The 13,034-nt window shown below is 67.7% G+C and carries 7 protein-coding genes and 3 pseudogenes; 5 read left to right on the forward strand and 5 right to left on the reverse strand.

Annotated elements, in window-relative coordinates:
* The first annotated feature begins 147 nt into the window (after window positions 1-147).
* Together AB0C02_RS25515 and AB0C02_RS25520 are read left to right on the forward strand one after the other, a co-directional pair.
* Window positions 148-477, forward strand: a complete 330-nt coding sequence (locus AB0C02_RS25515) for a helix-turn-helix domain-containing protein (RefSeq protein ID WP_357551453.1) — start codon at window positions 148-150, stop codon at window positions 475-477.
* A gap of 227 nt (window positions 478-704) precedes the next feature.
* A pseudogene (locus tag AB0C02_RS25520) lies at window positions 705-875 on the forward strand (transposase family protein); the annotation flags it as partial.
* Window positions 876-925: 50 nt separating this feature from the next.
* Here the strand turns inward: AB0C02_RS25520 and AB0C02_RS25525 are convergent.
* Both AB0C02_RS25525 and AB0C02_RS25530 read right to left on the reverse strand, forming a co-directional pair.
* Window positions 926-1,393: a hypothetical protein gene (locus AB0C02_RS25525; protein ID WP_357551455.1), complete on the reverse strand. Its 468-nt coding sequence runs from the start codon at window positions 1,391-1,393 to the stop codon at window positions 926-928.
* 837 nt (window positions 1,394-2,230) lie between these two features.
* Window positions 2,231-3,631, reverse strand: coding sequence for a hypothetical protein (locus tag AB0C02_RS25530; RefSeq protein WP_357551457.1), 1,401 nt, complete (start codon window positions 3,629-3,631; stop codon window positions 2,231-2,233).
* A 522-nt stretch (window positions 3,632-4,153) separates the two neighbouring features.
* Here AB0C02_RS25530 and AB0C02_RS25535 point away from each other — a divergent pair.
* The 3 genes and pseudogenes from AB0C02_RS25535 to AB0C02_RS25545 form a co-directional block, all read left to right on the forward strand.
* Window positions 4,154-5,625, forward strand: a pseudogene (locus AB0C02_RS25535) (AAA family ATPase); the annotation flags it as partial.
* A 73-nt stretch (window positions 5,626-5,698) separates the two neighbouring features.
* Window positions 5,699-5,869: pseudogene (locus AB0C02_RS25540) on the forward strand (WD40 repeat domain-containing protein); the annotation flags it as partial.
* A gap of 24 nt (window positions 5,870-5,893) precedes the next feature.
* A complete protein-coding gene (locus tag AB0C02_RS25545) occupies window positions 5,894-7,369 on the forward strand; it encodes a WD40 repeat domain-containing protein (RefSeq protein ID WP_357551510.1) in 1,476 nt (491 codons plus the stop codon).
* On the opposite strand, the gene AB0C02_RS25550 is transcribed toward AB0C02_RS25545, so the two are convergent.
* The 3 genes from AB0C02_RS25550 to AB0C02_RS25560 form a co-directional block, all read right to left on the reverse strand.
* A complete protein-coding gene (locus AB0C02_RS25550) occupies window positions 7,364-7,663 on the reverse strand; it encodes an NIPSNAP family containing protein (RefSeq protein WP_357551459.1) in 300 nt (99 codons plus the stop codon). The genes AB0C02_RS25545 and AB0C02_RS25550 overlap by 6 nt on opposite strands.
* A gap of 742 nt (window positions 7,664-8,405) precedes the next feature.
* A complete protein-coding gene (locus AB0C02_RS25555) occupies window positions 8,406-9,581 on the reverse strand; it encodes a hypothetical protein (RefSeq protein ID WP_357551461.1) in 1,176 nt (391 codons plus the stop codon).
* Window positions 9,582-9,801: 220 nt separating this feature from the next.
* Window positions 9,802-13,011 (reverse strand): type I restriction endonuclease subunit R, encoded by a 3,210-nt coding sequence (locus AB0C02_RS25560; protein ID WP_357551464.1) that lies wholly within the window; start codon window positions 13,009-13,011, stop codon window positions 9,802-9,804.
* Window positions 13,012-13,034: the final 23 nt, after the last annotated feature.

Genomic DNA, 13,034 nt, shown 5'->3' on the forward strand with positions numbered 1-13,034 from the left:
AACCGACCACAACTGTCCGCCCACCCGGAAAAACCATGTCCGTGGAACCGGAGACCAAAAGTCCACCCACACGGAAAACCCGATGACCGTTGACAGGGCTTCGGTGCCGCAAGGCAGAACCTAGTGCCGTGACCACGAACGTTCGCGGTGTTGGATGACACGCCGTGCGGCCTGTCGGCCGGGCGACGGCGTGGCGGCGGTCAGGCTGTGGCGGTGGCAGATCTTGTACGTGTGCGGCGGCTGAGTGATCAGGAAGGTCAGCAGCTGCTCAGAATCATCCGCCGGGGAACCGGTTCACCGATACGACTACGGCGGGCGATGGTCGTGCTCGCGTCTGCCGGCGGGAACATGGTGCCGGCGATCGCCCGCCTGGTCCAAGCCGACGAGGACACGATCCGGCAGGTCATCCACCGGTTCAACGAGATGGGGATGGCCAGCCTGGACCCTCGGTGGGCGGGTGGCAGGGCGATTGCGTAGTCGATCGGTGGGTGCCGTGAGCTGGTGATGTGCGTGGTTAGTGGCCTCTGTGGAGGCCGGAAGAGCGGGTGAGATCGCGTCGGTGATCATGGAGTTCTCTACGCTTCACGACACACCGAGGACCTCACCCGCCGATGTCATCATGCCCGATCTCCGCACTGTCCGCCGTCGCCGGCTGCACCCGTGACACATCACCACCTGTGGTCACCGAGGGTGAGTGCGCGGGGTTGTTGCACGCCTTGTCGGCGGTCCCGGATCCCCGCGACCCGCGTGGGGTGCGGTATCCGCTGTCGGGCCTGCTCGCGGTCGCGGTGTGCGCGGTCCTGGCGGGGGCTTCATCGTTCGCCGCGATCACCGACTGGCTGCACGATCTGGACGAGCAGGCCCGCGACCGGCTCGGATCAACCGGTGACCGCAGCAACGCTTCGGTGGATCAAGGCTAAGGGGATTAGGTCCGGCTCGCGGATGGGGCGAGATCGGCCTGCATCATCTGTCGCAGGGCGATTGCAGATTCCTCGCCCTGGCCGGCCGCCATCCGACGGAACATCGCGGCACGGCGTACACGCCGCAGCCGCGAGAGCCTTTGGGTGCGATCCCAACGCGAGTGGGTGCGGAACCGTTCCCATGCGGACTGGCGACTGACCCCGAGGGCATCGGCAACCTGTTCCCAGGTCATGCCATAGTGGCGGGCCAGCTCGACTTCCAACTCAAGTAGCCGCTCGGTTGCAGCCGAAACTTCGGCTGCTGCCGCGATCCAGTCGGCGAAATGGCCGTTTCCCCGCGGGCCCTGCGACGGCCGCTGCTCCATCGCGCTCGCAGCGACTCTGTGCTCGTGGGCAAGGTCGGCCAGCACTGCGCCGAGGCTCGACAGCGCATACGCGTGCGCCTTCAAGGTGTTTCGGTACTTCCGCGCCATGCCCCGATGGTGTCAGGTTTTCCCTGACTAGCAAATTTCGAGTTTTCGCAGGCCAGCCGCTCGGACGAGATGCGGGGGCCGAAACCCGTCCACCACCTTGCCCCGTCGCTCTAGTTCAATGAACCTTGGCCGGGTGTCGAGTAGAAGAACTTTGCCCCGGCCGGCTCCGGCAGTGCCAGTCACCCCTACGCCGCCAGCACAGCGACCCGGGCCTCCCGGTCCGCCGCGCGCCGTCTGGACCGCCATCATCCTGCTCGCTGCGGTACCTGTCGGCACCGCCACCGGCTGGCTGTCAGCCATCGGCGGGTTGCCGGTGCCCCTGTCGATCGTCGCTGGCGGCAGCGCTTTCGGCGGCACAGTCGCGCTATTGCTGGCCCTGGCGCAGTTCCTCTCGGGTGACCACACTCGGTGACCTGGTTCGCGCATGGGCAGGGCTTGGCCTGGCACCGCCCCGCACCCTCCGCGCCGCATCCCCACCACGGCCGGCGGTGATTCGCTCAACGGCGCCGTAGTACGGCGGCCGCCGCGCCCAGGCCGGCTGCCGGCCCGCGAACCTCAGCCATCCTCGGCGCTGCCGTCTGCGGCGGCCTCGTGGGTTCCGCTATCCGCGCCAGCCGACGGGCGTGTTGCGTGGCCGGAGCCGGAGCGCCAGCGGAGCGGCCCAGGCGACGGCGCGTGCGGCCCGTCTCGGGCCGCAGTAGGGCCGGCCAGAGGCGCGGTGCCTCGATTGCTCGTGGTCCGTTTCCGCTGAACGGCAAGAACCCGCCCCGCCACCACCCCATCCAGATTGCGCTATTGAGGGACAACACAACCTGCAAAGCGTCCTAGGATAGACGACTACAGCACCTGTTTTGGGCGCTTGGTATCGTCACGGGTTCCCAGTTCGCCGCCGACTCCGTCGAGAACCGCGTCGTTCCTGTGAAAGAACTCAAGAGGCTGCCAACGGGGGTATGCCTCAGGCAGGTGGAAGTCAACGCTGCCCTGGGCCGTTTGCGCTCTCTCCGCGTCGAGCAGCGGAAGTAACTCGTCGAAGTCTCCCGCCGCCAGCGTCTGCGCGTGACAGTTAGGGCACTCTCCGATTTCGCTGCAGCCAAGTCGCCCGATTTTGTTGTGAACGTGCAGCAAGGCGTCCTGGGGAAAGTCCGCACGGACGAGGTCCCATCTACCGCTCCGGTCTGCCGCCGCGGATGCCGCCACTGACGGACGCATCGGACGGTAGAGCCGACCCATGTCGTATCTGACGGCGAACAGGCGGTCAAGGTGGTCGGAGGTGTCAGGCTGCGGCCTGTGCTCGGCGTACCAGTTCGCTGCCTCGGTAATAGACCCAGGACCCCACAGGTAGTCGGTTGGAAGCTGAGTCGTTTCGTAGCGGCTGTCGAAGTGACACAGGTCCGGGTCGCAGGGGTAAGTTCCAGGCTTGAAGGTTGCTCGGACGAGAATGCAGCGCCAGCCATCGCCGGTGGGGTCTTGGCCGTCGCCCAGTTGGTCAGCGAGAAAGACTTGAGAACTGCGTGCGCCGTCCCACGCGACGACGACGATCTCCCGCGGCACTGGTGACGGGTACAGTCGACCGCCGGGGGTGGAAACCCCCCAAAGGTGATTGATTATCTCGGCGAGATCGCTGAGTGTTCGGGCGGCGCTGACAGGCGCCAGCGTCCGCGGCGCGGTCGGGTGGGCGACGAAGTTGCGCAGGGTCGCGATCGCTCGCTCTACTCCACGGTTACGCTGCCCGCGTAGCAGGCCAGCCTCACGAGCCCACTTCCGGAGCCCCGACAGCGTGCCGTTGAAGTCGACGGTCAGGGGTCCATCATCGACACGCAACCGCACGTTGCGCCGCCTACGCCGCTGCTTGGTGATGAACTCGTGCACCTGCTCGAAGCGCTCAGCCGGCACCGGAATCTCTTCATTGGTTGAGAGGTCGAGGAAGGTCGCTGTGCCCTCGTAGAAGTCGATGAACCGGTCTCGAAGAGCCTGCTCGAGGACCAGCAATGCGTGGTCGTTGACGAGCGTGTAGATGTCGTAGCACAGCACGCCGTAGGCGTAAATGGCGCGAAGGCGGTCAAAGGATCGCCTCGTGCCCTCTGCTACTGCGGGTGCAAGCTCGAACTGTGCGACGACCGACTGCTGGTACTCGGCTGCTGACTCGGGCGTCAACATACGATCGAGCCCCAGCCCAAACGGTGTGAACCGTTGGGCTCTTTCGTCTACCCTGCGCAGCTCGTTTAGCGGCTTGATCATGATGACCCCCCGAACGGAGTGAACCGGACAGGATACGTCCTCACGCCACAAACGCAAGTCACATGCCTGGACCTGGCCACCCAAGTGAATTGATGACCATCGCCACACATCAGCCAGCGCCTCTCCGTGGACCCATCCGTCGACTGTCCCCCACCCTTTCCGGATGGCACATCTGGTTATGCGAGCTCGTACCCGGTAGCTTGAGACGCATCGGGGATCATCGCTGGGGAGGGTTTGGTGGGGCCGAGTCGACGTCCACCCATCACCCTTCAGCTGTCACTCCTGATCATCGCTGTCCTGCTGGAAGTCGCGGTGAACTTCTTTGCCAACGACGACGGCTCGCCGCTGGCTGCTGGGATCCGTCAGATCGCTGGTCCCGCGCTGATCGTGCTGCTGGTGGTGCTGATCGTCGGGAACGGCTTGGTGCTGTGGTGGGAGGCGCCGCGTAGTCCGCGGCCGGTGTGGCAAGCGGATCGCAGCCCCTATCCGGGACTCTCGGCGTTCACAGAGCAGGACGCGTCGGTGTTCTTCGGCCGCGAGGAGCAGGCCACTGAGCTGGTGCGACGGCTGCACGAGCTGGGCCTGGACGGACCCGAGCGGTTCGTCTGCGTCACCGGGGCCTCCGGCAGCGGCAAGTCGTCGCTGGTGCACGCGGGTGTCGTTCCGCGGTTGCGACGGGGGCGGTCGCACCGGCCGGCGAGCCGCTCGGTGGGCTCGCTGACCTGGCGGTCGCGTTGGGCGCCGCCGACCGGGCCGCCGCGCTGCGGGAGGTGCGGTCGCGTCCGGACAGCCTCGCTCGCAACCTGGCGGCGTGGCGGGCCCGAACGGGCCATCGGCACAAGCGCGTTCTGCTGGTTCTCGACCAGCTTGAGGAACTGGTCACGCTGTCCAGCACTGCGGAACAGGCCATGTTCCTCGAGCGGGTCGCTGCCGCGCTGGACGCCGACCGGAGGCTGTGGGTTGTCGCGACGCTCCGCGTCGAGTTTCTCGCCGACCTGCTCGGGGGTCCGCGCCCGGAACTGGTCGCCAGCCCTGTAGCGCTGGGTGTCATGCGTCCGGCGGATCTTGTCACGGTCGTGGAGCAGCCCGCCCAGCTCGCCGGGATGCGCTTCGAGGAAGGGCTCGTCGATCAGATCGTCGCCGACACGGCCACGCCGGACGCGTTGCCGCTGCTGGCGTACCTGCTTCAGGAGCTGTACCTGGCGGCTGGGCCGGGCCGGGTGGCCACCCACGAGGCGTACCAGGCTCTCGGCGGCGTGTCGGGGGCGTTGGGCCGCCAAGCGGACGTGGTCATGGCGGAGGTACGCCGCGACAGCAGCACCGACGACGTCCTGGCCACCCTGTTGCGTCTGGTGGCGATGGAGGGCGTCGAGCCGACCCGGCGTCGGGTGCCGCTGCGGGAGCTGTCCGATGACCGGCGCCGCGTGGTCACGGTATTCACCGATGCGCGGCTGCTGACCACCGACGTGCTCGATGGTGAACCGTACGTCCAGGTCGCGCACGAGGCGTTGTTCCGCCGGTGGGCGCCGCTGCGGCAGCAGGTAGAAGCGCGGGCAGAGCAACTGCGGCGGCGTACCGAGCTGGAGCGGTGGGCGGCGGACTGGGTGCACGCCGGGCGCAGCGCTGACTACCTGCTGACCGGGGAGCGGCTTGCGCTGGCCGGGCAGTGGCTGGAGGCGATGGAGTCGGCCGGCCAGGACAGCCCGACCGCCCGCGCCCTGGTCAACGCCTCCCGCAGCCGGGACACCGCGTTCCTGCACCGGGTGTCGGAGACGATCGGTCAGTTCGCGCTCGGTAACGTGGACCGGTATCCGGAGCTGGCGGTACTGCTGACGTCGGCCGCGCTGCGGGAGTGCCCGCCAACGCCGGTCGCTCGCCGGGCGCTGATGGCGGCGTTGGCGTTCAGCCACACCGAAGCAGTGCTCACCGGGCACACCGACGCCGTACGTGGAGTCGCCTGGTCGCCAGACGGTACGCACCTGGCAACCGGGTCCCCGGACGGCACCGCGCGGATCTGGCACGCCGACACCGGCACCGTCGTCCGGGTGCTGCGGGGGGCACACCGGCATGGTGGAAGCCATCGACTGGTCCCCGGATGGCACTCGGCTCGCCACCGCCTCCCGGGACGGCACCATACGGGTGTGGGAGGCCACGACGGCGGCCACGGTCGCGGTGCTGCCCTGCGGCGATATGGCACGTGGGGTGACCTGGTCTCTCGACGGGTGCCATCTGGCCGGGTCGAGCCGGGACCGGACGGTCCGGATGTGGGACACCACTGCCTGGCAGCTCACCAACCGGCTGGTCGGCCATGAGGGGGACGTGTGGGGTCTGCGGTTCTCCCCCGACTCCCGCCGGCTGGCGTTCGCCTCCCACGACCGGTCCGTTGTCGTATGGGACCTTGAGACCGGCCGGCCGGAGCAGCGGCTGACCGGGCACGGTGACTTCGTCGAGGCCGTCGCCTGGTCACCGGACGGCGGTCGGCTCGTCACCGGATCCGGTGACCACACCGTGCGGGTCTGGGACGTGAGCACCGGCGAGACCCGGCACGTGATCGGCGGTCAGGGATCGCCGGTCTGGTCGGTCGCCTGGTCCCCGGACGGCCGGACGGTCGTGTTCGCCAGCGGCGACGGCAGCATCCGTGTCTGGGACATCCGGCGGTTGCGCGAGGTGGCCGAACTGCGCGGACACATGCAAGTTGCCTGGTCCGTCGCGCTGTCCCCGGACGGACGACGGGTGGTCAGTGGCTCCGGTGACGGCACGGCCCGGGTGTGGACAGTTCAGCCACGCGGGGCCGAACATCGACTCCTTGCTGGGCACGAGGGACCGGTCACCGCCCTGGCACTGGACCGGACGGCGAGGATCGTGACCGGTGGCGCCGACGGCACCGCCCGGCTATGGCAGCGGGACGGCAACACTGCCGTGACGACCTGGCCGGAGCCGGTCGTGGCACTCGCTTGTTCACCGGCGGCCGACGTGCTCGCCGTAGCCCTGCGGGACGGCTCGGTCCACCTGGCCGGCGCCGACGGCAACGTACGCCTCGACGGCGAGGCCGAGTCACTGGCCTGGTCCCCCGACGGATCCCGGTTGGCGGCCGGCTGCAAGGACAACTCCATACGGGTGTGGGAAATCCGCACCCGCAGTGCCGCCAGCGTCCTGCGCGGACACGCGGACTGGGTGGGCGCGCTCGCCTGGTCACCGAGCGGCCGCTATCTCGCCTCCGGATCGGACGACCGCACCGTCCGGGTCTGGGACATCGAACACCCGGGCGACAGCACCGTGCACTCCGGGCACCAGAACTACGTGGACGGGCTCAGCTGGGCGCCGGACGAGCGCCGACTCGCCACCTGCTCCGCCGACTGGACCGTCCGCGTCTGGGACCTCACCGGCGCCGACCGGCCGCGGGTGCTGACCGGCCACGAAAATCGGGTCCGCGCGGTGGCCTGGGCCCCGGATGGCGGGCGGCTGGCCTCCTGCTCAGACGACCGGACCGTGCGGGTCTGGGGTGTGGACGACGAGCAGGGCGAGGTGATCGGCGTACACCGCGACGGCGTGACCAGCCTGGCCTGGCTGCCGGACGGACGACAGGTCGTGACCGGCTCGGCGGACGGCACCGCCCGTGTCTGGGCCGACCACGTCGACCTGGACGAACTAACCGCGGTGGCACGTACCCGGGTGTTCCGAGGGCTCACTGACGACGAGCGGCGAGCCCACCTGCTGCCGGTCGACGCGGACTCATAGCGTCTGCTCGACCTCGCGGGTCTCCTCACCCACCAGATAGTCGTCCGGGTCCAGACCGAGCGTCTTACGGCGCTCCGAGGCCCAATAGGCGGCATTGGCCTCTTCAAACGACTCGGGCCCGTCGTGAGAGATCACCCAGATGTGCTGATTGCGTGCGCGGTCCTTCCACGAGCCGTGGATCTCGAAGCCGAGATCACGGCGCAGCGGGACGACCAGGCGCTGCCACCTGTCCACCCACTCGTCCAACAGCCCTTCCCGAACTGTGTAGGTCCGGATCTGCACCGTTCTTGCCACGCTTGCCACCTCACCCGCGTCCGAGGCGTTCCGCCATCGACCCTAGCCGAAGCCGTACGACCGAGCTGGTGGCTGATCCAGCACAGGACGGCGTCGCGCAGCCCGGCGAGCCACCCAACTCCATAACGCCAAATGCCGCTCTCGCCATCCTGTCTGCCATCGACCCGCCCGACGGGGAGCAGGCCGCCGCCCGGCCCGCCACGGCCCGCGGACCTCGCGGCCCTCGGGCGGACGCTGGCGGGTCGGGCGGCGGTCTGCTCGGCTTGCCCGGGTCGATGGCAGACAGGATGCCCACCGCCCCCACCCACGAAGCCGGCGGCCGCAGACGGCCCACGGCCATCCTGGAGCCGGAGCGCCCCCGCCGGAGGCGCCGTAACCCGAGCCCGCGCGGCGCGCCAGCACGCTGACGCAGCCGACACCCTCCCCCACATCGCGGTCACGCACATCATCGAAGATCAGCAACAGGTGGTGCCACCCCACAACAGGCAGCTCGGGCAGTGACACCAGATACAACGAGCTCGCCTGCCGTGACTGGGTCGCGTGCAGGACCGGCTTCCTCATCCGGCTACGCGCGAACCGACCGCCACGTTCCTTCACCGGGTCGCCCAGGGAAGACCCCCGCACGCGCGGGAACGACGGCCGCATGGCGGACGGCCCAATTCCTACTCTCGGGGAAGACCCCGCTCGCATGGGGACGACCTCGCCATGGGCCTGGGGTTTGTCCCGCAGGTTGATCAAGTGGTCACTCCCAGAGTGACATCTGTTGACTGTCCTCGGCCCGGGCTGCTGCTCGGCTCGGTAGGGAGGGCCTCCTGCCGGACGTGCGCCACGAAGGACGCCGCCCGGATTCGTCGCTGAAAACGCCGACGCTTACGGACTTCCCTTGCTGCAGCGACAGTTCGATCTCCCGAGCGACGAGTTCGGTGGCGGAACCACTGGTGCCGATGCAACCCAAGGCGACCAACTGAGCGAATAGCGTGCTGGTCAGGTAGTCCCTGACCGTGTGGAAGTCCAGGTACTTGGGGGCCTCTCGGCGATCGAGATGCTTTTCGACCTGCTCGCGAGGCATGCACATCCCGGAGATCATCGAGATGCTGTCGACGTCCAGGGTGTCGAGCCGGCAGATCTTCACGAAGCTGGGCGTCGGAACCATGCGGTAATCACCACCTGGTTCGCCCTGTCTGCACTTGTTGTCGAGGGTCCGCATCACGTCGAGTTGTTGCCGGAAGTGGTCATCGACACGACAACGCCAGGACGAACCGTCGGGGACCATCCGCTTGTACTGGACCAGGACGAAACTGCGTCGTTGCTTGTGGTAGTAGATGAGGTCGGTACCGAGCCGGGCTTCGATCGGCCACCGGTTGACGTTCATGATTTCCAGCGTGCGCCCGTTACCATCGGTGAACTTCCGAACGGCCAGCCGGTCGCCTTCCTGGCGGGTCCAGCCGAGGAACGTGTTCGCGTCGTGTTCGACCATTGGATCTTCTCGCGGCGTGATGCCAGGCATCGAGGGAAGGAGGGAGTCGCGGTCGGAGATGCTGCCGATCTCGTCCTCTGTGAGGAAACCGTCGGCCGGCAGCAGGCCGGGAGCGCCGGTGAACGCACACAGAGATGCGAGGGAGTCCCGCTCCTCCGCCAGTGCCGCCTTGCGCGGCGCCGGCAGGTCGATGTCCCTGATGCCGAACAGTGACCCAATCACCGGATCAAGCTCGGGCTCCTCGGCCAACAGGACCTCGAGCACGACTCTGCTGGCTTTGTCGGTCAGCTTGCCCTGACGCTCCAGCGGCTGTCGCTGGTCCTTCCGAAGTGCGGCCCGCAGACGGCTCATTTCCAACGGACGCTTGAGTTGAGTCAGTTCTCGCAGCCGAAACGCCCAGCGGATGTCATCGGCCCTACTGTCGTCATCGACACCCGCCATGAAATGTACGGCTTGTCGATATGAAATCAGGACTACGTCAGCTCCGACCCGCGACCGGACCGGGAAGGAGACTTGGCAGTCACCCGGACCGGCACCTCGTGCTCGCCGGTCAGCGACCTCCTGTAGATACGACATGCATGCATCGTCGGCGAAAACTATCCCCAACTGGCGGCCACCCAATGTGCCTCCCTACATCGGCCGAGGTGCGAGTTCCGTGTGGCTATTTCGCGGTCGCTCCGGGCGACCATTCGTTGGCGAAGGTTTCCATCTGGCGGATGACCAGGTCGACGGCGGCGCGCTCGTGGTCCGGCGGGTAGTCGTAGCGGGCGAGCAGGCGGCGGATGTGGCTGCGGAGCTTGGCGCGTACCGGTTCACGAGAGAACCAGTCCACCGAGATCGATGTCTGGATCGACTTGACCAGCTCACGGGCGATCTCCGCCAGGGTGCCGACACCCATGAGCTCCGTGGCCGCGCCGTTCTGCGCGACGGCGTCGTAGAAGGCCAGTTCGGCGTGGTTGAGCGGAGGGTCGAACTGCTGGCCGCGCCGGGCGTCCGCAGACACCTCCTTGGCCAGCTCGACCAGCTCGATGATCAGCTGCGCGCTGGTCAGCTGCTTGCGCATGTAGCGGTTCATCAGGTCTTCGAGCTGGGCGGAGAAGCGTTCATGCCGAACCACGTTGTGCTTGGTGACCTCACGCATCTTCTGCTCGATCAGCCGGCGCAGCGCCGAGGCGGCGAGGTGCGGGGTGTCCGAGTTCTGCAGACGCTGCAAGGCGACCCCGTTGAGCTCGGTAATGTCGAGCTTGCCGAGGCCGGCCTCCTCGTAGATGTCGGTGATGTCGGCGGCGTCAACCACCTCGGCGGCGAGCTGGGACAGGTAGCGTTCCACCTCGGCCGTGTTGGGCAAGCCCTTCGCCTCCCGGTCGGCGGCCTCCTCCTTCACGATCCAGACCCGGACGTCGCGGAAGAAGTGGATGTCGCGGCGCAGGCGCCGAATGTCGCCGGCACGGTCGACGAACTCGCGGCTGGTGGCGCAGAGCGTGTAGAACCGTTCCAGCCGGCCCGCCGAGTCGCGGAAACGCTGGTGCAGCGGCTTCGTGCCGGGCTCGACGCCGTTGCCGGGGGTCCGCGGGTCGCGCAGGAAGTTGGCGACCTTCCGCACCGCCCGCAGCCAGCGGGTCGGGTTCTTCTCGTCGTCGAGAATCGCCCGCCACTTCACCGGGGCCAACATGGCCTCGATGACGGAGATCTCGTTGTGGACCTCGCTGATCGCCCGGTCGATCTCCCTGCCGAGGGTCTGGTCCTCCTGGTCGCTGGGGGTGTACTCGGTGAGCGCCTTCCGCAGGTTCTCGGTCAGCGGGGCGTAGCCGACCAGCAGCCCGTCCTGCTTCTCCCGGAAACGACGGTTGACCCGGGCGAGCGCCTGCATGAGGTTGGCGCCCTTCATCGGCCGGTCCATGTAGATGGTGTGGATCGGCGGCGCGTCGTAGCCGGTGAGCAGCATCGAGTGGACGACGAGCAGCTCCAGCTCGTCGTTCGGGTCCTTGGCGCGAGCCTGGACGGTCTTCTGCTGCGACGGGCGCAGGTGATGCGGGCGCAGCACTTCCTTGTCGCTGGGCACCCCATGGAAGACGATCTTCATCTTGCCCTTGTCGACGGCCGGATCCGCCCAGTCGGGCCGTAGCACCTTGATGGCGTCGAAGACGCGAACGCAGATCTCCCGGGTCGCGCAGACGAGCATCGCCTTGCCCGGCCCGCCGAGCTGCGGCCGCATCAGCTCGCGTCGTTTCTCCCAGTGTTCGACCAGGTCCTTCGCGAGGGTCTCGACCCGGTCGGGGGCACCGTAGATGGTGTTCATGGTGGCCGCGTACGCCTCGGCCTTGCGTCGCTCCGCGTCGTCCAGGCTGGCGGTGAGCTTCTCCACCTGTTCGTCGATGCTGTCCGGATCCATGTCCGGCGGCAGCGACACCGGAATGATCCGCGGTTCGTGGTAGACCCGTACGGTCGCCTCGTCGTCGACGGCACGCCTGAGGTCGTACCTGTCGATGTCTTTGCCGAAGACGTCGCGGGTGTTTCTCTCGACGGTGGCGATCGGGGTACCGGTGAAGGCGATGAACGTGGCGTGCGGTAACGCATCGCGCAAGTGCCGCGCGTAGCCGTCCAGGCTGTCGTAGTGGCTGCGGTGCGCCTCGTCGACGATCACCAGGATGTTGCGCCGATCGGAAAGCAGCGGATGCATCCTCCCGGCCTCACGCTCTTCCTTCGTACGCCCGAACTTCTGCAACGTCGTGAAGATGATGCCGCCGGCGTTCCGGTTCGAAAGCTTGTCCCGTAGTTCGGCGCGGGTGTCGGCCTGCTCCGACTCCTGACCGAGCAGCATCTGGCTGTCCCGGAATGTGTCGAAGAGCTGATCGTCGAGATCGGTGCGGTCGGTGAGCACCACGATGGTCGGATTCTTCAGGGCGGGTTGGCGGGCGGTCAGCGCCGCCGTGCACACCATCTCCTCGGACTTGCCGGAGCCTTGGGTGTGCCAGACAACGCCCGCCTTTCCGTCGCTCTGCGATGCCCGCACGATGCACTCGACAGCCCGGATGACCGCGAAGTACTGGTGTGCCTTCGCGATCCGCTTGCTCTTCGACGTGAAGTTGACGAACCCGTCGGCGAGCTCTAGGAAGCGCCGTTGGTTGAACAGTCCGTAAAGGGCGACGATCAACGCCTCCGGCCCGTCGTAGTCGGGCGTGGTGGCGTCGACGCGCTCGCCCTCGTCATCGATGTTCCAAGGCGCGAAGTGCTCGTACGGGGTGAACGGGGTGCCGTACTTCGCGGTGATCCCGTCGGAGAGCAGGCACAGCACGGCGTGCCGGAAAGCGAGCGGGAACTCCGCGAGATACGTCTGGAGCTGGGCGTGCGCGCCGGTGAGGGTGGCGTTCTCATCGGCAGCGTTCTTCAGCTCGATGATGGCGACCGGCAAGCCGTTGAGGTAAAGCACGATGTCGAGCCGGCGCCGGAAATCACCGTCGACGATCGTTACCTGGTTAATCGCCCGGTAGACGTTGCGGCCGGGGTCATGCAGGTCGGCCAGGCGCACGGTGGGATTGTGCTCGGCACCGTACGCGTCGGGGTAGACGACTGAGCGGATCCCGTGGACCAGCCGCCTGTGCGCCTCGCGGTTCTCAGCGAACGCTTCCCGGGAGGCCACGTCGGTGGCTGCCCGCACCGCGTCGGCGACTGCCCTCGGCGGCAAGCCGGGGTTGAGGCGTTCGACCGCCGCCTGGAGGTCCTCGAAGAGCACCAGGTCGGCCCAGTCCCGCCGCTGCCTTGACCCCGGCGCGAAGTCCTTCCCTGCCCCGGGCTCCCACCCGAGCTCGCCGAGCTGCTCAAGCGCGAGCGCCTCCCAGCCCGCCTCGCTCATCCACTCGTTCCCGCCCATCACAGCCTCTCCCCGCGATCTTT

Source organism: Micromonospora sp. NPDC048999, assembly GCF_040649295.1.
Taxonomy (GTDB): Bacteria; Actinomycetota; Actinomycetes; order Mycobacteriales; family Micromonosporaceae; genus Micromonospora.

Excerpts from the sequence above, each read along its gene's own strand:
- AB0C02_RS25530 (WP_357551457.1), bottom strand. The coding sequence starts at position 3,631 with ATGATCAAGCCGCTAAACGAGCTGCGCAGGGTAGACGAAAGAGCCCAA.
- AB0C02_RS25560 (WP_357551464.1), bottom strand. The coding sequence starts at position 13,011 with ATGGGCGGGAACGAGTGGATGAGCGAGGCGGGCTGGGAGGCGCTCGCG.
- AB0C02_RS25555 (WP_357551461.1), bottom strand. The coding sequence starts at position 9,581 with ATGGCGGGTGTCGATGACGACAGTAGGGCCGATGACATCCGCTGGGCG.
- AB0C02_RS25525 (WP_357551455.1), bottom strand. The coding sequence starts at position 1,393 with ATGGCGCGGAAGTACCGAAACACCTTGAAGGCGCACGCGTATGCGCTG.
- AB0C02_RS25545 (WP_357551510.1), top strand. The coding sequence starts at position 5,894 with ATGTGGGACACCACTGCCTGGCAGCTCACCAACCGGCTGGTCGGCCAT.